Below are 20,337 nucleotides of genomic sequence, written 5' to 3' on the forward strand. Positions count from 1 at the left end.
ATTTCTAACAGGTTATAGCATTTTAAATAAAATAGTAAAAGAGAACAGGTTTTTAATCTGTTCTCTTTTTTGTTTTGTAAATTAGGCATCTAAACTTTCCTCTAGATGAAAAAAATTACACTCTTATTCTTATTAATGTCCATTACTATTTCTGCACAAACAGATCTTAAAATTTACGATATCATAAACGATATTTCTGCAGATAATATTAAAGCTGATATAAAAACGCTAACAGAATTTGGTACAAGAAATACTTTTTCAGATACTATTTCTACAACTCGTGGTATTGGTGCAGCTAGACGCTGGATAAAAGCCGAATTCGATAAAATATCTAGCAATTGCAACAACTGTATAAACACCTTTTATCAAAAGGACTTTGTTTCAAAAAAAGGCAATAGAAGAGTGCCTCATGATGCGTGGGTTGTAAATGTTGTGGCAGTTCAAAAAGGAACAAAATACCCAAACAAGTATATTATTATGAGTGGTGATATTGATTCTCGTGCAAGCGATACAATGGATTTTACCACAGATGCTCCTGGTGCAAATGATAATGCTTCCGGAATGGCAGGAACCATAGAAGCCGCAAGAGTATTAAGCAAATATCAATTTGAAAGCAGTATTATTTATGTAGGGCTTTCTGGTGAAGAACAAGGTTTGTTTGGTGGCGCTGGTTTGGCTAAATATGCCAAAGAAAAAGGTTGGGATATTATTGGTGTTTTAAACAATGATATGATTGGTAATATTAAAGGGGTAGATGGCGTTATCGACAATCGTAGCTTTAGAATCTTCTCGGAACCGGTGCCTGCAAATGAAACTGATAACCAACGAAAAATGCGCAGATTTTATGGTGGTGAAGTCGATGGAATTTCGAGACAATTGGCAAGATACATTCATAAAAGTGTAAAAACTTATATGCCAGAAATGAATCCTATGATGATTTATAGATTAGACAGATTTGGACGCGGAGGACACCACAGACCTTTTAACGACTTAGGTTTTGCTGGAATTAGAATTATGGAAGCGCATGAAAACTACACACAGCAACATCAAGATATTAGAACTGAAAACGGTATTGCATACGGAGATACTTTTGAGCATGTAAATTTTGACTATGCAAAAAAACTAACCGCTGTAAACGCAATTACAATGGCTAATTTAGCTTGGGCTCCTGCTTCCCCAAAAGAAGTTGCTATTGGCGGAATTGTAGAAGCTGCTGTAAAATTAAAATGGAGTAAAGTTGATGGAGCTAAAGGTTATAAGATTTATTGGCGTGACACTACCTCTCCTACTTGGGATCATTCTAGATATGTAGAAACTACAGAATTTACTTTAGGCGAAATTGTTATTGACAACTTCTTTTTTGGTGTGGCAGCTGTTGGAGAAAATGGACATGAAAGTGTAGTTGTTTTTCCTAATGAGATAATGAGATAGTAGTTATATGCTTAAAGTATTAACATTTGGCAATAATAAAAAAATGAATTTAAGAATCACACCTATTATTAAATAATTTGGTGTGATTCTTGATACTTTATATTGAAAATCAAAAACTTAAACCAATCTCAATAAAAAACTTATGAAAACTAAATTATTCTTTGCTATATCAATAGGATTTATATCCTTAAGTTATTCTCAAGCACTTCAAAGTATAGATAAGCTGAATCCAAATATTAAAAAACCAATAGATTATTATTTAGTAAATAAAAAGAATGATACAACACTAATAAAAGGTGAAGTATTGCCGATTAAAACAATACAAAGAGGTTTTGTCTATATTACAGAAAAAGGAGATAAAAAAACAATAAACCCTGATAATTTCACATATTTATTAATGAAAAATTCAGAAGAAAAAACTTTAACTTTAAAATCCTTACCATTTAAAATAAAAACATTTAGTCGTGCGGTAAAAAGAAATGCTTTTATGACTGTTTTAATTGAAAACTCAGAAAATCAACTTAAAGAAGGGAAACTAAATTTATATTTACATGATTATATTTATCTAAAAAATAAAGTTTTATCTTTTGAAGAAAGTGTAGAATGGCCATCACATATGGATTTGGAAAAAGATCAATTTATTGAATCCAAAACATTATACTTTCAAGATTTGGATGGATTGCATATAATAGAGTCTAAATCAGATTTTAAACAATTCCCAAAAGTACTAGGAAAGCAACTTTACAAAAAAATGAAAAATTCTGATAAAGATAAAGTACAATTTATTCTTGATTATTTTACAAAATATAATATGAAGGTCGTAAAAATATAACTATTGCTAACAAAATATAAATTTTATTACTGATTTTAGCTCACTTGGGAAATTCCCATAGAATTTCGTAGTTCGTGTTTTATTTAGTAAATTTAGTACTTAAGCAACTCAGTAAAGTTTATACAACAACGTAGGTAATTAAATAATAATAATTTGAGAGAAACTATACTTATACTAACACTAATGATTTCGGTTAATTGTTTAGCTCAGAATTATAAATTTAACTTGTTGACTAAATATAAATCAGAAAACGGTTTCTATAAGCAGAAAATTATTTATTCTAACAAAAACGACAATAGCTATTTCTTATATATATATAAATTTAAAGATAAAAACATTGGAGAAATTGTTGATTTAAAAAATTCAAAACATCACTTTTTTAAAGTAATTGAAAGTGAGGGATATGAAAAAGAGATTCATCATCAATTTAAATATGAAAATACCTCAAATGTATTTTATAGAGATTTACCTAATACAGTCTTTGATTTTAAAGTTATAGCTAAAGACAGCTTATCAAAAACAGTAAAATTAATTAAATACAAGAACAAAAAAAAGAAAATAATAACAAGTATTGCTGAATTGAAAATAAAAAATATTCCTTATAACTTATTCTCACTATTCAGGTTTAGCTGTTTACATCCTTATGAAAATTTTACAAATTTAAGTTTTAGTGAAAATGGTATTGTGGAAAGTTATAAATTACTTGACACGAAAAATCCAATCTTTATTTACCTAGATTATTATTCTGAGAATATAGATTTTGAAGTAAAAGTCAAACAGTAAAATACTAACAACACCATGTATTAAAATTGCTATTTTAGTGTTCTACCTAAAACTTCAATTTTCCTTCGGAAAATAGCCGTTCATTAAAAACGTAACTTCCAATACAGAAACACATTGTACGTAAGCCGAAAAAAAAGGTAAACTAATGAAACTCTCTATCGTATTTACTATATTTCTGTTCACAAATACAATAATAGGACAAAATTTTCATACCAAATTTGAATATAAAAATTCTATTAATAAGGATATCACAGTTCAGAATAGTTATCCAAAAGGCGGACAAAGATTTACAACAACAAACGGAAAAGAATTTGTTTATGTAACATTTTGGACTTCTATATCTAATAATTCGGCTTCCAATTTGGAATTAGAAATAGATTTTTCTGCCAATTCATTTATAATACCTTCCGCACCTAACATAAACTTCAATTTGTATATACCAAATAACGAGATGACCCTTGAGAAAGAATCATTACCGAATTATGGTTTGGATATAATAAATTTTCTTAAAGAAAATATGAATAAACCATCCAAATTGAGAACAATAATTAAACCTAATAGCTCGCATCTTTTTTATGCGGTTGTTATTTCTAACAAAGGTGTAAATGGAACAGTAAGAGCTGGATTTGAATTACAAAAAGAAGAACTAATTTACACAATCAATAACCACGAAATTAATTGTGGGAAAATTCTAATAAATTAATATTTTGTAAAATTTTTTCCATTCCTACTGAAAGATATAAAAAAGGGAAATACGCTTTTAATAATTTAAAAAAAATCTATAAACCACTAAACTGAACAACTTCATTTTCTGTAATAATAGGATTTGCTCCTTCATTTTGAGCAACTAAGGCACCAACAGCACAAGCAAAATCAATTGCTTTTTGTGGAGCTGAACCATTAATTAACTGACTGATTAAAGATGCTAAAAAAGAATCTCCAGAACCAACAGTGTCTACTACTTTAATTTTATAACCACTATTATAAAACAAAGCATTGTTATATAATAAAACAGCACCATGTTCGCCTTTTGTAACGCAAATATGTGCTGTTTTTGTTTTTTCTGATATAAAATGTATGTTTTGTTCTAAATTATGAAAAGGAGAACCTAAAAAAGCACTTACTTCATAAAGCTCTTCATCATTAAACTTAATAAAATCTGCTTTCTCCATTAACGCTACTAAAATTTCTTTTGAATAAAAAGGAGCTCTTAAATTCACATCAAAAATAGCATATTTAGTAAGCTTTAAAAGTTGATACAACGTGTTTTTAGAAACAGTATCCCTAGTAATTAAACTCCCAAAAACAAAAGCATCAGCTTGTTTTACCAATGTTGCCGCTGCTGTTGTAAGCGGAATTTTATCCCAAGCCCTTGGATGTACAATTTCATAGGTAGCAGCTCCTTTTTCATTTAATGTTACAGCAACTTCTCCTGTTGTATAATCCTCTAAAATGACGACAGCATCAGCATTTATTTTTAAATCGTTTATGTAATTTAAAATCAACTTTCCTAATTCATCATTACCAATGGCACTTACCATAGCAACATCATTCTTAAAAGATTTTAAACGAACAGCAACATTTAGAGGCGCTCCTCCTATTTTTTTATGCGTAGGAAAAACATCCCACAAAACTTCACCAAAACATACAATTTTAGACATACTTTAATAAATATTAGTTTCTGATGTTCTTTGATTAATTGAACTCGCAAAAATGGTTAACATTCTTTTAGCAATACCTGTCCAACCAAAATTTCTACGTGCAAAACGTGCACCTTCTACAGACATTTCGTTTCTTAATTTAGGATATAACAAAGGCATTGCCATCATTGCTCCAAACTCTTTTGGTCTGTGTGGATCTGCAAATAAAGCCTGATTTCCAAAATCAATTAAATCGCACAAACCACCATGAACTGTTATTACACTTGGCGTACCACAAGCCATTGCCTCAATAGCAACCATCCCAAAAGGCTCATATCTAGAAGGCATCACAAAAATACTTGCAGATCTATATACATTTGCTAAATCTTCATCAGCAATATAATTTTTCCACTTTATTTTATCTTCAATACCCAATTCTTTAGCCAATACTTTTAAAGTCTCTATTCCATCCCTATCTTGCTGAGAATCTCCACCAATGGCAGCGACTAACCTTGCTTCTGGGCATAATTCAAAAACCGTTGGTAACGAACGTATTAATAAATCGTAGCCTTTATTATGCGCCATTCTACCCAACGCCAAAATATCGGTTGGTTTGATATCATATTTTAATCTGATTTTATCATTTTCTTTAGACGGAACTGGAAAAAACCTATTTTCATCAATTCCTGGAGGAATCATGCTACAATTTCTAGACAACACATCATATTGCTGTACTAATAAATCTACTTGAGGAAGCGTAGTTGCAATCACAAAATTACACATCTGATACACAAAGTATTCTTTTCTAATACGTTCTTTAAAGCGATATGTTTTCTCCATCTCTTTCTCATCCATATCACTTCCCATAGAGTGTTGTTTCCACCAACCTAAAGAATGTGGTGTATGCACATGACAAATACCTAATTCTTCTGCAATTTTTTGTCCTGCCCAACCTGCATCCCAGTAATGAGAATACACAACATCGTACTTTTTATTTTCTTTCTTAATTGCAGCCAACGTATTGGTCACAAATTTTTTTAGATGATCGTGCATATCTTCTTTTCTAATGAATTTTTTTCCTCCAAAAGGAATTCTCCAAACATTAAAATTTTCATCTACATGATCATATTCTGGTTGATCTTCAAACTGCCGTGTTACCAGATCTACACGTTTACCTAATCTACTAAATCTATCTGCTAATTCTAATACATATACTACTTGACCTCCTGTATCTGGTTTTCCTAATTCTGCGTGTGCCCCTACATATCCATGTAAAGAGATCATTAATATTGATTTCATATTTCTATTTTTTAGTTTTAGTTTTAATTATTTTTAAATCGTTACAAGCTGATATATACTGCGCTGCGGACCAAGCTTGATAGGCCTTTCCCATTGGTTTCCCTGTAGTTCCATGTGCCCACTCTGTAAACTCCCACTCTTCATTAATTCCTTCTTTATTGATTAAAGCTAGTTTGTGTAATTCTTCTATTGCGATGTCTTTAAACCCTAACTTATTGACGAATTTCACCCAGAATCCACCAACAAAAGGCCAAATACCTCCGTTATGATAATGGTTGGGTAAATTCAAAAGATTTACTGTGTAATAAGGTTTCCAATCTGGATCTCCAGGACTTACTACTGGGTATACATTTGCTACCGGAAAAGGATCATTAACTCCAACCCCCAACATAAACTTAAAAGTTTGATGCGCTTTTTCAGCATCTATGGTTCCGTGTAAAAAGGCTAAAATATTTCCAAGGGTATCGCAACGCCAGCTAAAATCGAAAGGTGTTGTTTGTGCTATTAAATAAGAAGTATCTCCTAAAGTAAATTGTTTTTCTGCAAATGAAACAGATTGAAATAATTTTTGCTTTGTAGAAGGCCAAAAGTTTTGTACAATCTCTTTTTTAATTACCTGAGACCATCTAATATACTCTCCTGCATCTTCATGATTTCCTAACATTTCTAACATTCGTCCGAAACAAACATTAGATCTATACCATAGAATTTCATCGTATAAAATGTTATAACTTCTACCAAATAAATCTGTCCAATCTCCTGCTTCCGGAATTTCTAAAAGTGCATCATTATTACTATCATGCGCCCCTAACCATCGCATAGTTTCTTTTATATCTCCAATATATTTTCTTAAAAACTTAATATCTTTCGTAACATTTACATATTCGTAAAAAGCAATTACTACCCAAATTCCACTATCAATAGAACAAATTCCACCCACTCCAGAATAATCTGGCTCTTGGTCTTTTAACCGAACATTTGCAGGTATTTGTCCGTTTCTAGAAATATGCTCTATCAAAGTAACCAATGTTTGTCTTTGGCAAGTATGAATTTCTTCATCATCAATTAAAGACAACGAACCAATTACTGTAATTGCACCATCTCTAGCCCAAACACTATGATAATTTTCATCTGTACCATTTGGAATATTATCCTTTATAGAACATGCTGAAAAGCCAAGTGGTGTAATATTTTTCTTTAAAGCTTCAATTGCTTTTACATATCCTTCTTTAATTAAAGCAACTTTTTCATCGGTATCTTCTTGCGCAATATTTTCTTTCTCCTTTTTGATAAAAAAATCATCAGAGTGATCAATATTTGTATCTTCAAGCGCCTCTTTTGGTAATATTTCATAGAAAATTAACCCTTCTATAATACCATCTCCTTTTTCTTTTTCTGTATGATAAACTTTTTTATGTTTTGTATACAGATACAATTCATCATGTGCATTTGCAACCACTATTCCAGACACATCTTTTAAATCGAACATTGCGGAATCATTCCCACTATCTCCAGCAACTAAAACCTGATCAGATTTAAATTTTAATCTTCTTAACAGCCAACGCAAAGCATTTCCTTTGTTTGCCCATTTAGGCAAAACATCTAAAAACTTATTGCCAGAATACACAATATTCACATCCATATCTGCATCTGCAAAATCTTGCTCTATACTTTCAATAAGATCGTTACTCGCATCATGAAAGAAATAACTTCTTTTATAAGAATGTTGAAATTTTGTTGGTTGATCACTAATAGGGTGTTTGATTTTTTGAATGATATTTTCTACAGATTCCAAATTCCAACCGTCATCTAAAACATCATTAAATTCTTTTTCGACAGCACCTTTTTTAAAATTATAAATATGTGTACCTACTCCAGAAATAATATAATCGGGCTCTGGAAGCACCTCTTTATCTATTAAATCTAAGACGTCATCTATTAATCTACCGGTATTATATGTTAAAAGCACATCGTTCTGATCATGATACTTTTCCCATATTTTTTTAAAGTTACTTTTATAGGTATGAAAGTCAATTAAAGTATTATCAATATCAAAGGACAATAATTTTATTTTATTTTCATTTTTTAAGCTTTTTACAGTCATTTCATTGTGTTTTTATGAGAGAATCATTAATAACACTGAATTTAATTAAAAATTTAAGGACAACCAAAACTTGAGCAATCTATCGTTATTTGTTCCGCCATTTTTATGATTGTGATAATTATGACTATCAAAAAATACTAAATAGAGAATGATAAAAATTATTTTCTTATTTTACCTACCTATGTAAACAACACGCTTTAATTATAAATTTCAATTAATACTAATTGGATAAAAAAGAAACAAGTTGCTCTTAGTGTTCTAAATTATGAATGAAATCGAAGAATTTTACTTTAAAAATGATATTGAATGGCGCTTTTGGCTGTCCAAAAATCATAATTTATCAACAGGTATTTATCTTATTTTTTATAAAGTAGAAAATGAAGAGGAATCTATGCGTTGGGAAGAAGCTGTAAAAGTTGCTTTGTGTTATGGTTGGATAGACGCCACTGTAAAAAGTTTAGGAGAAGGTAAACGTAGGCAATATTTCTGTCCAAGAAAGGAAAAAAGTGTTTGGAGTGCTGTAAATAAAAATTATATACAAAATTTAATTGCTGATAATTTAATGCACCAAAGTGGATTAGATATTATAGAAATTGCAAAACTAAATGGTTCTTGGACAGCATTAGATGAAGTAGAAAAAGGAATCATTCCTAATGACCTAAAACTTGCCTTTGATAAAAATGAAATAGCTTTTACCAATTTTACCAATTTTAGCAATTTTGCTCCTAGTTATAAAAAGCAGTACTTATATTGGATACATCAAGCAAAGAGAGAAGCCACTAGGCAAAAAAGAATTATGGAGATTATTCAATTATGTGAGGCAAATAAAAAATCTAGAGGAAATAGGTAGTTTTGGTCTTCAAAAAACTCAGACTGACATTTGTATGCTGAATTGTTTTTTACGATACTTTTATATTCTTCATCTAAAAAAGCAATTAAACCTAAGAATATCAAACTGAGTTTATCGAAGTTTTATTTGAGCATAAGATTAAAATTCATATAGCAAACAAAAAAAAAAGAAGTGTTATGTGATTTCTCCTTAAGGTCGAAATGACAAAACTGTGTGAACCCAATACAGATTGTATTTTGAACTGTATTTTAACAATACCTTAATTCTTCATCTAAAAAAACAATTAAACCTAAGAATGTCTAACTGAGCTTGTCGAAGTTTTTTTTGAGTACAAAATTAAAATTCATATAAAAAAAAAGAAGCCTTATGCGATTTCTTCTTTAGGTCGAAATGACAAAACTGAGTAAAAACAGTACAGATTGTATTTTGAACAGTTTTTAGGAATACATTAATTCTTCATCTAAAAAACTAATTAAAACAAAGAATGCCAAACTGAGCTTGCCGAAGTTCTTTTAAAAAGTTTCCACAAGCTCAATTTAACATTCATATCTAAAGTGTCTTTAAAACTTACAGGCCGCTTATAAAGTTTCCATAAGGATCTTTAAACTGAGTACCTTCTGCAAAACGATATTTGCTTAGTTTTTTAAACTCTACCAATGCCCAAAGAATAAACTCTTTTACAAAATACGCATCTACTTCATTCATATTTGGTTGGTGTTTTTTAAGAAAAGCATCTAAAGGCTTTACTTTGTCTAATTCTGCTTTGTATTGCGCTTCTGTATGTTCATCTAACAATTCGAAATCTTCATCAGCATTAAAAAACCAAGAAATAATATCGTCATAAGGAGATTCTTCATCTTGCTTTTCTAACTTTTTTATCTCCGGAAAATAACTTGGAAACAACGTTTTAATCGCATCCTTAATTAAGGTCTCTGCCACTACTTGTGCACCTTCTTGCTCTCCTTCATAAACCAACTCTACTTTTCCTGTAATAGCAGGAATGATTCCGTCAAAATCATTTAAGCGAATCATTGTTTTATCATCACCAGAAAGTAACGCTCTTCTTTCTGCAGTACTTAATAAGTTTTCGAAAGCAGAAATACTTAGACGTGCACTCACACCACTTTTGGCATCGATAAACTCACTTTCTCTAGCTTCAAAAACAATTTGCTCTAACAAGTCTTTTGCCAATTCGGGTACTGCTATAAAATCCTTTTGAGAACCTACCTTGTTTGCTTCTTGCTGTGTAATTGTTTTAGCTGTTTCAATATCCTCTGGATAATGCGTTAAAATCTGCGAACCAATTCTATCTTTTAAAGGGGTAACAATACTTCCTCTATTCGTATAGTCTTCTGGGTTTGCTGTAAACACAAACTGCATATCTAAAGGCAAACGTAATTTAAACCCTCTAATTTGAATATCACCTTCTTGTAAAATATTAAAAAGTGCCACCTGAATTCTAGCTTGTAAATCTGGTAATTCATTAATTACGAAAATACACCTGTTTGCACGTGGAATCATTCCGTAGTGAATTACTCTATCATCTGCATAACTCAATTTTAAATTGGCTGCTTTTATAGGATCTACATCACCAATAATATCGGCAACAGTTACATCTGGCGTTGCTAATTTTTCTACAAAACGCTCATTTCTATGCAACCAAAAAATAGGTGTTTCATCTCCTTTTTCTTTAATCAGCTCAATAGCAAATCTAGAAATTGGCTGTAAAGGATCGTCGTTAATCTCAGAACCAGCAACAACCGGAATGTATTCATCCAATAAATCGACCATCAATCTAGCCAGACGTGTTTTTGCTTGTCCTCTTAATCCTAATAAATTAATGTTATGCTTACTTAAAATAGCTCTTTCTAATTCCGGAATTACCGTATTCTCATACCCGTGAACTCCTTTAAAAGCAGTTTCTTTATTTTTTATTTTAACAATCAGATTTTCTCTTAACTCATCTTTAATTGATTTAGATTTATATCCTGATGCTTTTAATTCACCTAATGAATTTATCGTATTTATGCTCATATATATTTTTCTTTGAAACAAACTTTGCAACTTTTTACTTTGCAACTTTGTCACTTATTTCTATCCTCTAATTCTCTTTTTTCTATTGGTTTCATAATCTTCAAAAATCATTTCTCCCAAGCCTTTTAAACCTGTATAAAATGCTTTTCCTTGATTTGCTTTTGTAAATGCCTTTATAAATTGCATTAAATACGGATCTTGTGCAATCATAAAAGTAGTAATCGGAATGTTTAATTTTCTTGCTTGTTGCCCCATTGCATAACATTTGTTTACAATGTATTTGTCTAAACCATTACTATTCTTATAATATTGTCCGTCTGGCAAACGCAAGCAACTTGGCTTTCCATCGGTAATCATAAAAATTTGTTTGTTAGTATTTCGTTTTCTTCGGAGTAAATCCATCGCTAATTGTAAACCTGCAACCGTATTTGTATGATATGGTCCTACTTGTAAATATGGCAAATCTTTAATTTTAATAGCCCAAGCATCATTTCCAAAAACAATAATATCTAAAGTGTCTTTAGGATAACGAGTTGTTATTAATTCTGCCAACGCCATGGCTACTTTTTTGGCAGGAGTAATTCTATCTTCACCATATAAAATCATAGAATGACTAATATCAATCATTAAAACGGTACTCATTTGACTTTTGTGCATGGTTTCTTCCACCACCAAATCGTTTTCAGTTAAATTGAAATTATCAATTCCGTTATTTATTTGAGCATTCCTGATGCTTTCTGTAACCGAAACTTTATCTAAGGCATCCCCAAATTGATACGCTCTTAAATCTCCCGTATGCTCATCTCCTATTCCTGGAGATTTACTTTTATGGTTACCAGCACCACTTCTTTTTATTTTCCCAAAAATATGATTCAACGCTTGCTGACGAATGGCACGTTCAGTTTTGGGAGTAATTTTTGTACCCCCAGTTCCATCACCTTTTATTTCTTCTTTTATATAGCCTTTCTTCTTTAAATCTTCTATAAAATCATCAATGGTATAATTTTCATCGGTCAATTTATATTCTTTATCTAAAGAACGCAACCAATCTATGGCTTCATCAAAATCGCCAAAAGTATGTGTTATCAACTCCTTAAAAATTTCAAATAATTTTTCGAAAGGAGATTGATGTACCGCTTCGTAAGTTTTAAAAACAAAACCTTTTCTTTTATTATTATTTTTCATTACTATAAAAGTACAGTTTTATACGGATGAAAAATAAACATTAACATTGCTTTATTATATGCATGCATAAATTTGTTTTATAATATTTTAAAAACATTAAACAAAAAATAATTATATTTACATTATGGCAAAAATAATTATAACAGGTGGTACAGGTTTAGTCGGCAAAAGATTATCAAAATTACTAATTGATAAAAATCATGAAGTAGTAATTTTAAGCAGAAGTCCCAAAAATGAAAACGAATTTAAATGGGACATCTCTTCTAATTATGTTGATGAAAAAGCGCTGGTAAACTCAGATTATATCATTCATTTAGCCGGAGCAGGAATTGCCGACAAACGTTGGACAGAAGAAAGAAAACAGATAATAATTGATAGTAGAGTAAAAACCGCCAATTTACTTTTTGATAAAATAACCGAATTAAAAATCGAATTAAAAGGTTTTATTTCTGCATCAGGAGTTGGTTATTACGGAGCGATCACTAATGATAAAATATACGAGGAAAGCGATAAAGCAGCTAATGATTTTTTAGGTGATGTTTGCCTAAAGTGGGAAAACGCCGCACAGCAATTTTCAACAAAAAACATTCCGGTAACAATCTTAAGAACTGGTGTTGTCTTAACAGATAAAGGCGGTGCATTAGACAAAATGAAAACACCTATTATAACTCCTTTAGGTTCTGGAAAACAATTTTTGCCTTGGATTCACTTAGATGATTTGTGTGCCATCTACGTTAAAGCTGTTGAAGATGATTTAGAAGGTGTTTTTAATGCAGTTGCTCCAGAACATCACACTAGTAAAACCTTTACTAAGGAATTAGCTAAAAGCATAAAAAGACCTTATATAGGAATTGGAGTTCCCAGTTTTATTTTGAAGCTTGTGTTTGGAGATATGGCAAAAATATTACTAGAAGGCAGTAAAATTTCGGCAAAAAAAATCGAAAAGAACGGATATTCTTTTCGATTTGAAACACTTAAAAAAGCGTTGAATAATTTATAATGCTTCTTAGAAAGTAGATGTGATATTTAAAGCCACATCACTCCATGTTTTAGAAACTCCATCAGCTCCTTTATGCAATTCTAAACAAGCTGTATTTAATGATGCTAAAGCCTCAGATGCATTCCATTTGGTAATATCCATAGTAGCCTCCATCTTAAAAACCTTTCCTTCTATTGTATAAGTAAAAGCTACATTCTCTGTAACTCCGTTCATTTTAATTTCTGCAACACCATTGGTATCATCAGTTATTAATAATTTACCAGAAAGTAATTTTGTATTGTCCATCACACCAAAGAAGAATTTTTGAATTTTAAAATCTCTACTCGTGTCTTTTGTAAAAATGCTACTTACAGGAATTGAAAACTCCGTATTATTAATAGCTTCTTTAATAGAACTTCCTTCTCCTCCAGAAATTATGTCAACTTTATTAAACTGACCTCCTACAGGTACTTTCTCTGTAGTCTTATAAGCTACAAAGTTTATTTCATTTTTTGCTTCCTCTAAAGAAAAAGCTACTGCACTTGTTTTAGTTTTAATTGTATCTTCTTTTTTCTCATCAGATTTTTTATCTGATTTACAAGATGAAAAATTAAATGCTACAATCATTAATAATGATAAAACTACGACTCTTTTCATAATGTTATTGTTTAGTATTTAAAACTGTTTTTGCTAAATTAATGTATTCTTGTTTTGCTACGTCAGATTTCATGCCGTTTAATTGCATCCATGCATTTAACTTAAAAGCACTTCTAACGTTATGCTCATCATTAAAAGAAAACTTATTACCAAAATTTGCTTGCTTGTTATAAGCATAAAATTTTAGCATAATGTCTGGAGCAATCGATTCTTCTAGCATAGAAATCCTATAGAAAGCTTCGTTAAACTCTTTATCTAAATCAGATTCCATATGTGTTATTTTTCTGCAATTATCTGAACCCCACCTTTTACTGTGTCATTTAAAGATACATTTAGCTTTGTACCTAATGGAAGAAAAAGGTCTACTCTAGAACCAAATTTTATAAAACCTGCATCTGCTCCTTGTACTGCTGTATCGCCAACCTTTGCATAATTGACAATTCTTTTTGCCAAAGCTCCAGCAATTTGTCTATATAAAACATCACCAAAAGCTGCATTATTAACTACTACCGTAGTTCTTTCGTTTTCTGTAGATGCTTTCGGGTGCCATGCAACCAAGTATTTACCTGGATGATATTTACTATATTTTACAACTCCACTCATGGCATATCTAGTAACGTGTACGTTAATAGGAGACATAAAAATAGACACTTGTAATCTTTTTCCTTTAAAGTATTCTGGTTCTTCTACTTCTTCTATAACAACTACTTTACCATCTACCGGTGCAACTATTATGTTATCATTTAAAGCAGCAACTCTTTTAGGATTTCTAAAAAATTGTAGCACAATTACTAAAAAAGCAAGTAATATAACTTGAATTACTTTAACAAGCCAAGGTATATTAATTAAATTATCGGCTAATAATACACCTACAATTGTTATTATAAAGGTAATAACAATTATTTTATACCCTTCTTTGTGAAAACGAATCATACTTAAATTATAAAATTAATATACAAATATACAAATGGTGCTGCAAATAACAAGCTATCCAATCTATCTAAAATACCACCATGCCCAGGCATAATAGTACCACTATCTTTAATATTGGCTTGTCTTTTAAATTTAGATTCTACTAAATCTCCAATCGTACCAATTACACTAACAATAACAGCTATAACTAACCAATTAACTACTGTAAAATCGGTATTAAATTTACTAATTATAAAGGCAGCTATTAAAGCAAAAGCCAAACCTCCTAAAAAACCTTCTTGTGTCTTTTTTGGAGAAACCGAAATAAACAATTTTCGTTTTCCAAAATTTTTACCCACTAAAAAAGCAAAACTATCATTTACCCAAATCATAATTAAAATAGAAATTATTAAATGAGGGTTATAACCATCTTTACAAATAGGTAAAAGGATTAAAAAAATCATAGAAAAAACAGGATATCTAATCAGTAAACCAGATTTAGATCTATCATTAGAAAAAGTAATTTCTTTTTTAGTAAATAAGTAATAGATTAGAGATAACGATGAAATTATAGTAATTCCTAAAATAATAATTACGGCATAACTTTCTGGTCTTTTTAACATTAAGAACAATGTAAAACAAAAGAAAATATACCCTATCATTCCTTTAAAGTTGATGAGTTTAGAAAACTCCCAAACGCACAACAATCCAAAAATAGTTGTTAGAACCACATACGATTCTTTAGAAAAAAGAATCGCTGATATAAAAATTAAAACGTAAATTATGCCTGAAAGACTCCTTTTTAAAAGGTTACTCATATTATAAATCTTCTAATAGCAGCAAATATAAGTTTTTTGAGTTACTGTTTCCGTAGTTTAAGAAATTATCATCATTTTTATGAATGTTATAATTTTTTATGGCAGAAATGTTGGTTGGTAAATCATTCTTATGATGAATTTTAATACCCGTTAAACCTTGCCCCATATCTTTAACCAACTGACTCGTAGTTGCATAAACTATAAAATTTTGAGGCATTTCTGACAACTTAATACTTTTTAATTGTTTCGATGAAAATAAAATATCTCCATTATCTGCAATCAAATGCTCACAATTCAAGAAAACAGGAAAATTTGAATTGAAATTTCTATTCATTGCCACCTCATGTCTGTTTAAAAAGGCAGATAACTTGTCATCTAAAAGTGTTAATTGATTCCAATTATTCTCTTTTAAAATGCTCTTTAAATTCTCTACAACTTCACTTTCTTTTAAACAATATAAAAACTTACCTCCTTTTTCAAGGAAATTATGTACAAAAAGATCATCCAAAGAAAGATCTACTTCTTGTCTTTGGATGTCATTTTCTTCTTTATTGGGTATGTTGAATAGCTTTTTAAAAAAATTCATTTATTATTCTTCAGTTTTTAATTCTACTGGAGGAATGTCTTTTTTCTCATCAACGATTTCTACTTCAAGAGGTTCTTCAAAAGGTCTTTTACCGAATATCTTTTCTAAATCGTCTTTAAAAATAACTTCTTTTTCCAATAATAATTCTGCAAGAGTCGTTAATTTATCTTTGTTTTCTTGTAAAATTTCGATTGCTCTTAAATATTGAGCTTCAATAATTTTAGAAATTTCTTGATCTATTGTTTTACCAGTCTCTTCACTATAAGGTTTAACAAAACCATCGTTTCCAGAAGAATCATAATAGGTAACATTACCAACTGCTTCATTTAAACCATAAACAGTTACCATTGCTTTTGCTTGCTTAGTCACTTTTTCTAAATCACTTAAAGCCCCTGTAGATATTTTATCAAACATTACTTTTTCTGCGGCTCTACCTCCCATGGTAGCACACATTTCATCTAACATCTGCTCTGTCTGTACAATCATTCTTTCTGCTGGCAAATACCAAGCAGCTCCTAAAGATTGTCCTCTTGGTACAATAGTAACTTTTACCAATGGTGCAGCATGCTCTAACATCCAACTAATAGTTGCGTGACCTGCTTCATGAAAAGCAATTACTTTTTTCTCTTTAGGTGTAATTACTTTATTTTTCTTTTCTAAACCACCAACAATTCTATCTACAGCATCTAAGAAATCTTGATGATGAATTGCTTTTTTACCATTTCTGGCAGCAATTAATGCCGATTCGTTACACATGTTTGCAATATCTGCCCCAGAAAAACCAGGCGTTTGTTGAGCTAAGAAATCTATCTTAACATCTTCTGCTAATTTTAAAGGTTTGATGTGTACTTCAAAAATTTCTTTCCTTTCGTTGATGTTTGGTAAATCTACATAGATCTGTCTATCAAAACGACCAGCACGCATTAACGCACTATCTAAAACATCTGCTCTGTTTGTTGCTGCTAATACAATAACATTTACATCTGTACCAAAACCATCCATTTCTGTTAATAATTGATTCAACGTGTTTTCACGCTCATCATTACCACCAGTCATACTATTTTTTCCACGAGCTCTACCAATAGCGTCTATCTCATCAATAAAAATAATAGATGGAGATTTCTCTGCAGCTTTTTTAAATAAATCTCTTACACGAGAAGCACCTACACCTACAAACATTTCAACAAAATCTGAACCAGATAATGAGAAAAAAGGAACATCTGCTTCACCTGCAACTGCTTTGGCTAATAATGTTTTTCCTGTTCCAGGAGGTCCTACTAATAAAGCTCCTTTTGGAATTTTACCTCCTAAAGAAGTATATTTCTCAGGGTTCTTTAAGAAGTCTACAATTTCTTGTACTTCTTCTTTAGCACCTTCTAATCCGGCAACATTTTCGAACGTAGTTTTAACCTTTGTGTCTTTGTCAAATAACTTTGCTTTAGACTTACCAATGCTAAAGATTTGACCTCCACCACCAGATCCAGCACCACCACCAGACATTCTTTTCATAAAAAATAACCAAACAGCAATTAATATTATAAAAGGTAAGAAACCTAAAATAGTATCAAAAATACTTGTTTTGTTTTCATTTTTTATATCAAAGTCTAACTCGTTCGCTTGTCTCGCTTTTTCAATATTATTTTCGAAATTTTGTAAATCCCCGAAATTATAGTCATAAAAAGAAGAGCCTTGTGTATAAAAAGCAGAGTTTATAATCTTACTATAACGCTCTTTTTTTTGTGCTTCTTCTTTAATATAAATCTGAGCTAAATTATTATTTAAAACAACAATTCTAGAAATATCATTGTCTTTTAAAATGTCATTAAACTCATTTTTAGAAATACTTTTAGTAGCTAAATCTCCACTACTAAAAAACTGGAATGCCATTATTACTACAAATATTGCACCATATATCCAATACGCGTTAAACTTAAATTTAGGCATATTAGAATTACTATCTTTTTTTGAATCACTCATTTATTTAAAAAATAAAAAGATTAAACTGATTTTATCTCTGTAATTTTTGCATCACCCCAAAGACTTTCAATATCATAATAGTCACGAACTTGTTTTTGAAAAATGTGTACTACTACGTTTACATAATCCATTAAAACCCATTCAGAATTTGTTTGACCTTCTATATGCCAAGGTTTGTCTTTAAGTTCTTTGCTTACTATTTTTTGAATAGAACCAGAAATTGCATTTACTTGTGTATTTGAGTTACCCGAGCAGATTATAAAATAATCGCATACAGTATTCTCTATATCTCGTAAGTCTAATAATTGAATATTTTCTCCTTTTACCTCATCAATCCCTTTAATAATTAAAGCAATTAAATCATCTGTACTTACTTTTTTATTTGTCATTAACTTTTTTCTATATTTAACGCAAAGTTATTATTTTTTTGCGAGTATTTTGTGTATTATTACAGTAGTTTACACTTTATTTAACACTTGAAAACAATCAAACTTAGTGCCACCGATTCTACGAATTCTTTTTTAAAGGATTTAGCTCAAAATTCTACCCTAGAGAATTTTACAACTGTTGTTACTCAAAACCAAATAAAAGGGAGAGGTCAGCAACAAAACAAGTGGGTATCCGAACCTCACAAAAACCTTACATTCAGTATCTTTATTAGCTTTACCGATTTAAAGGTAGTTCAAAAAAAATATTTAAACTTTGCAATCTCATTAGCTATTTATGATGTTTTATTTGCTAATAATTTACCAAAGCCGTCTATAAAATGGCCTAACGACATTCTGTCAGCAAACAAGAAAATTTGTGGCATTTTAATAGAAAACACGTTTTCTGGCGACCGTATTAAAAATTCTTTTGTAGGAATTGGGATAAATATAAATCAAGAAACTTTTCCAGCATACTTAAACAACGCTACTTCTTTAAAATTAGAAACCGGTCTAGAATATGATTTAGATCTTTTACTAAAAGCTATTTTAGACGAAATTAAAAAAAATATAAAACGCTTAACTTCTCAAAATTTCAACCTTTTAGAAGAAAAATATTTAGACGTATTGTATAAAAAAAATATCCCTACTATGTTTAAAAATAGTAAGGATGAGATTTTTATGGGAATGATTTCTGGAATTTCAGATTTCGGAAAGCTACAAGTTCAATTAGAAGACGATGTCATCAAAGAATTTGGACTTAAAGAAATTTCTTTCCTTTAAAGTTTCCCTATATTTTCTGTAAGTGTATCTACAAATTTTGTCAATGGTTTTTTAATCATCATTGCCATCATTGCATTAAATTCTCCATCGAATTTTAAGCTTACTTCTGTTTTGTTTTCTTCAATCTCATTAAGATCCGCAGCTAAAGTAAAAGGTAATTTACTACTTGCAGCACCTAATGTAATATTAGTAAACGGTGTTTTTTCTTTTAAAACAAGTCTAATCTCTGGCATACCAGGTAAACCGAATATAAAAGATTCACCATCAACTTCAAATTTTTGAATATTTTCTGGCATTAATTGCTCAAAGTTCTTTAAATCTGAAAAAAAGGCAAACAATTCTTCAGCAGATTTGTCAATAGTAACTGTATTTCCGTTTATATTCATATTTTAAATTTTACTGTTTCCACTCACTAGGGTTCTTTCTCCAATCATTTAATGTAGCCAACTCTTTATCTGTAATATAATTACTATCTAAAGCTTGTTCTAACAAGTTTTCGTAATTACTTAAAGTAGTTAATCCTACATTTTTTTCTTCAAAATTCTTCTTTGCAATATCAAATCCATAAGAAAAAATAGCAACCATACCTTTTACAACACCACCCGCTTCTTTTAAAGCTTCTACTGCATTTAAGCTACTATTACCTGTACTTATTAAATCTTCAATTACAACAACATTTTGTCCGCTTTCTAAATGCCCTTCAATTTGGTTCTTTCTACCATGCTTTTTTGGCTCTGGCCTAACATAAATAAAAGGAACACCTAATTGTTGCGCTACTAAAACCCCAATAGCAATTGCACCTGTAGCAACACCAGCAATAACATCTGGCTTACCATATTCTAATTCTACAAGTTTTGATATTTCTTCTTTAAGAAAAACACGAACTGGAGGATAAGATAAAGTAACTCTATTATCACAATATATTGGAGACTTCCAACCTGACGCCCAATTAAAGGGATCATTTGGGCTTAACTTTATTGCTTTTATTTGCAATAAAAGTTCAGCTGTTTTTTTTGCCGTATCTTTGTTTAAAATCATATCG

The 20,337-nt window shown here is 30.4% G+C and carries 21 protein-coding genes; 7 read left to right on the forward strand and 14 right to left on the reverse strand.

The window, feature by feature from the left end; translation table 11 throughout:
* The first annotated feature begins 105 nt into the window (after window positions 1-105).
* From WHD08_RS07395 to WHD08_RS07410, 4 genes are all read left to right on the forward strand, one after another.
* Complete coding sequence (locus tag WHD08_RS07395; protein ID WP_208888681.1) at window positions 106-1,431, forward strand: M28 family peptidase; 1,326 nt, start codon at window positions 106-108, stop codon at window positions 1,429-1,431.
* A gap of 142 nt (window positions 1,432-1,573) precedes the next feature.
* Complete coding sequence (locus tag WHD08_RS07400) at window positions 1,574-2,263, forward strand: hypothetical protein (RefSeq protein WP_208888680.1); 690 nt, start codon at window positions 1,574-1,576, stop codon at window positions 2,261-2,263.
* Window positions 2,264-2,491: 228 nt separating this feature from the next.
* Window positions 2,492-3,046 (forward strand): hypothetical protein, encoded by a 555-nt coding sequence (locus WHD08_RS07405; RefSeq protein ID WP_208888679.1) that lies wholly within the window; start codon window positions 2,492-2,494, stop codon window positions 3,044-3,046.
* A 145-nt stretch (window positions 3,047-3,191) separates the two neighbouring features.
* Window positions 3,192-3,749 (forward strand): hypothetical protein, encoded by a 558-nt coding sequence (locus tag WHD08_RS07410; protein WP_208888678.1) that lies wholly within the window; start codon window positions 3,192-3,194, stop codon window positions 3,747-3,749.
* 76 nt (window positions 3,750-3,825) lie between these two features.
* Here the strand turns inward: WHD08_RS07410 and WHD08_RS07415 are convergent, their stop codons facing one another.
* Genes WHD08_RS07415 through WHD08_RS07425 form a run of 3 tightly spaced genes read right to left on the reverse strand, consistent with a single transcriptional unit; the run spans window position 3,826 to window position 8,089 of the window.
* Window positions 3,826-4,707 carry a carbohydrate kinase family protein gene (locus WHD08_RS07415; RefSeq protein ID WP_208888677.1) on the reverse strand — a complete coding sequence of 294 codons (882 nt, stop codon included), beginning with the start codon at window positions 4,705-4,707 and terminating at the stop codon, window positions 3,826-3,828.
* 3 nt (window positions 4,708-4,710) lie between these two features.
* Window positions 4,711-5,985, reverse strand: coding sequence for a glycosyltransferase (locus tag WHD08_RS07420; protein ID WP_208888676.1), 1,275 nt, complete (start codon window positions 5,983-5,985; stop codon window positions 4,711-4,713).
* A gap of 4 nt (window positions 5,986-5,989) precedes the next feature.
* On the reverse strand, window positions 5,990-8,089 hold the full coding sequence (locus tag WHD08_RS07425) for an HAD-IIB family hydrolase (RefSeq protein ID WP_208888675.1): 2,100 nt from the start codon (window positions 8,087-8,089) through the stop codon (window positions 5,990-5,992).
* A gap of 265 nt (window positions 8,090-8,354) precedes the next feature.
* On the opposite strand from WHD08_RS07425, the gene WHD08_RS07430 reads away from it, so the two are divergent.
* Entirely contained in the window at window positions 8,355-8,939 is a 585-nt protein-coding gene (locus tag WHD08_RS07430; protein WP_208888674.1) for a YdeI/OmpD-associated family protein, read from the forward strand.
* Window positions 8,940-9,506: 567 nt separating this feature from the next.
* Here the strand turns inward: WHD08_RS07430 and WHD08_RS07435 are convergent.
* Together WHD08_RS07435 and WHD08_RS07440 are read right to left on the reverse strand one after the other, a co-directional pair.
* The gene (locus tag WHD08_RS07435) at window positions 9,507-10,973 is read right to left on the reverse strand and encodes a magnesium chelatase (RefSeq protein ID WP_208888673.1); all 1,467 of its coding nucleotides are present in this window, start codon (window positions 10,971-10,973) and stop codon (window positions 9,507-9,509) included.
* A 60-nt stretch (window positions 10,974-11,033) separates the two neighbouring features.
* Complete coding sequence (locus WHD08_RS07440; RefSeq protein WP_208888672.1) at window positions 11,034-12,158, reverse strand: vWA domain-containing protein; 1,125 nt, start codon at window positions 12,156-12,158, stop codon at window positions 11,034-11,036.
* A gap of 124 nt (window positions 12,159-12,282) precedes the next feature.
* On the opposite strand from WHD08_RS07440, the gene WHD08_RS07445 reads away from it, so the two are divergent.
* On the forward strand, window positions 12,283-13,158 hold the full coding sequence (locus WHD08_RS07445) for a TIGR01777 family oxidoreductase (protein WP_208888671.1): 876 nt from the start codon (window positions 12,283-12,285) through the stop codon (window positions 13,156-13,158).
* A 6-nt stretch (window positions 13,159-13,164) separates the two neighbouring features.
* Here the strand turns inward: WHD08_RS07445 and WHD08_RS07450 are convergent, their stop codons facing one another.
* Genes WHD08_RS07450 through rsfS form a run of 7 tightly spaced genes read right to left on the reverse strand, consistent with a single transcriptional unit; the run spans window position 13,165 to window position 18,476 of the window.
* Entirely contained in the window at window positions 13,165-13,794 is a 630-nt protein-coding gene (locus WHD08_RS07450) for a YceI family protein (RefSeq protein ID WP_165732843.1), read from the reverse strand.
* Between the two features lie 4 nt (window positions 13,795-13,798).
* Window positions 13,799-14,065 carry an acyl-CoA-binding protein gene (locus WHD08_RS07455; RefSeq protein WP_165732844.1) on the reverse strand — a complete coding sequence of 89 codons (267 nt, stop codon included), beginning with the start codon at window positions 14,063-14,065 and terminating at the stop codon, window positions 13,799-13,801.
* 5 nt (window positions 14,066-14,070) lie between these two features.
* On the reverse strand, window positions 14,071-14,727 hold the full coding sequence (locus WHD08_RS07460; protein ID WP_208888670.1) for a phosphatidylserine decarboxylase family protein: 657 nt from the start codon (window positions 14,725-14,727) through the stop codon (window positions 14,071-14,073).
* 2 nt (window positions 14,728-14,729) lie between these two features.
* A complete protein-coding gene (locus tag WHD08_RS07465; RefSeq protein WP_208888669.1) occupies window positions 14,730-15,524 on the reverse strand; it encodes a phosphatidate cytidylyltransferase in 795 nt (264 codons plus the stop codon).
* Window position 15,525: 1 nt separating this feature from the next.
* The gene (locus tag WHD08_RS07470; RefSeq protein ID WP_208888668.1) at window positions 15,526-16,110 is read right to left on the reverse strand and encodes a hypothetical protein; all 585 of its coding nucleotides are present in this window, start codon (window positions 16,108-16,110) and stop codon (window positions 15,526-15,528) included.
* A 3-nt stretch (window positions 16,111-16,113) separates the two neighbouring features.
* Window positions 16,114-18,087, reverse strand: coding sequence for an ATP-dependent zinc metalloprotease FtsH (gene ftsH, locus WHD08_RS07475; protein ID WP_165732848.1), 1,974 nt, complete (start codon window positions 18,085-18,087; stop codon window positions 16,114-16,116).
* Window positions 18,088-18,107: 20 nt separating this feature from the next.
* Complete coding sequence (gene rsfS / locus WHD08_RS07480; RefSeq protein ID WP_165732849.1) at window positions 18,108-18,476, reverse strand: ribosome silencing factor; 369 nt, start codon at window positions 18,474-18,476, stop codon at window positions 18,108-18,110.
* An 87-nt stretch (window positions 18,477-18,563) separates the two neighbouring features.
* On the opposite strand from rsfS, the gene WHD08_RS07485 reads away from it, so the two are divergent.
* The gene (locus WHD08_RS07485) at window positions 18,564-19,295 is read left to right on the forward strand and encodes a biotin--[acetyl-CoA-carboxylase] ligase (protein WP_165732850.1); all 732 of its coding nucleotides are present in this window, start codon (window positions 18,564-18,566) and stop codon (window positions 19,293-19,295) included.
* Here WHD08_RS07485 and WHD08_RS07490 read toward each other — a convergent pair.
* Together WHD08_RS07490 and pyrE are read right to left on the reverse strand one after the other, a co-directional pair.
* Window positions 19,292-19,681, reverse strand: a complete 390-nt coding sequence (locus WHD08_RS07490; RefSeq protein ID WP_165732851.1) for an SRPBCC family protein — start codon at window positions 19,679-19,681, stop codon at window positions 19,292-19,294. The genes WHD08_RS07485 and WHD08_RS07490 overlap by 4 nt on opposite strands.
* Before the next feature lie 10 nt (window positions 19,682-19,691).
* On the reverse strand, window positions 19,692-20,333 hold the full coding sequence (gene pyrE, locus WHD08_RS07495; RefSeq protein WP_165732852.1) for an orotate phosphoribosyltransferase: 642 nt from the start codon (window positions 20,331-20,333) through the stop codon (window positions 19,692-19,694).
* Window positions 20,334-20,337 lie beyond the last annotated feature (4 nt).

It is taken from the genome of Polaribacter sejongensis, from assembly GCF_038024065.1.
Taxonomy (GTDB): domain Bacteria; phylum Bacteroidota; class Bacteroidia; order Flavobacteriales; family Flavobacteriaceae; genus Polaribacter; species Polaribacter sejongensis.

Bases quoted from the DNA above. Each gene is read 5' to 3' on its own strand.
- WHD08_RS07395 (WP_208888681.1), top strand. From the start codon at position 106: ATGAAAAAAATTACACTCTTATTCTTATTAATGTCCATTACTATTTCT.
- WHD08_RS07400 (WP_208888680.1), top strand. From the start codon at position 1,574: ATGAAAACTAAATTATTCTTTGCTATATCAATAGGATTTATATCCTTA.
- WHD08_RS07410 (WP_208888678.1), top strand. From the start codon at position 3,192: ATGAAACTCTCTATCGTATTTACTATATTTCTGTTCACAAATACAATA.
- WHD08_RS07415 (WP_208888677.1), bottom strand. From the start codon at position 4,707: ATGTCTAAAATTGTATGTTTTGGTGAAGTTTTGTGGGATGTTTTTCCT.
- WHD08_RS07420 (WP_208888676.1), bottom strand. From the start codon at position 5,985: ATGAAATCAATATTAATGATCTCTTTACATGGATATGTAGGGGCACAC.
- WHD08_RS07425 (WP_208888675.1), bottom strand. From the start codon at position 8,089: ATGACTGTAAAAAGCTTAAAAAATGAAAATAAAATAAAATTATTGTCC.
- WHD08_RS07430 (WP_208888674.1), top strand. From the start codon at position 8,355: ATGAATGAAATCGAAGAATTTTACTTTAAAAATGATATTGAATGGCGC.
- WHD08_RS07435 (WP_208888673.1), bottom strand. From the start codon at position 10,973: ATGAGCATAAATACGATAAATTCATTAGGTGAATTAAAAGCATCAGGA.
- WHD08_RS07440 (WP_208888672.1), bottom strand. From the start codon at position 12,158: ATGAAAAATAATAATAAAAGAAAAGGTTTTGTTTTTAAAACTTACGAA.
- WHD08_RS07445 (WP_208888671.1), top strand. From the start codon at position 12,283: ATGGCAAAAATAATTATAACAGGTGGTACAGGTTTAGTCGGCAAAAGA.
- WHD08_RS07450 (WP_165732843.1), bottom strand. From the start codon at position 13,794: ATGAAAAGAGTCGTAGTTTTATCATTATTAATGATTGTAGCATTTAAT.
- WHD08_RS07455 (WP_165732844.1), bottom strand. From the start codon at position 14,065: ATGGAATCTGATTTAGATAAAGAGTTTAACGAAGCTTTCTATAGGATT.
- WHD08_RS07460 (WP_208888670.1), bottom strand. From the start codon at position 14,727: ATGATTCGTTTTCACAAAGAAGGGTATAAAATAATTGTTATTACCTTT.
- WHD08_RS07465 (WP_208888669.1), bottom strand. From the start codon at position 15,524: ATGAGTAACCTTTTAAAAAGGAGTCTTTCAGGCATAATTTACGTTTTA.
- WHD08_RS07470 (WP_208888668.1), bottom strand. From the start codon at position 16,110: ATGAATTTTTTTAAAAAGCTATTCAACATACCCAATAAAGAAGAAAAT.
- ftsH (WP_165732848.1), bottom strand. From the start codon at position 18,087: ATGAGTGATTCAAAAAAAGATAGTAATTCTAATATGCCTAAATTTAAG.
- rsfS (WP_165732849.1), bottom strand. From the start codon at position 18,476: ATGACAAATAAAAAAGTAAGTACAGATGATTTAATTGCTTTAATTATT.
- WHD08_RS07490 (WP_165732851.1), bottom strand. From the start codon at position 19,681: ATGAATATAAACGGAAATACAGTTACTATTGACAAATCTGCTGAAGAA.
- pyrE (WP_165732852.1), bottom strand. From the start codon at position 20,333: ATGATTTTAAACAAAGATACGGCAAAAAAAACAGCTGAACTTTTATTG.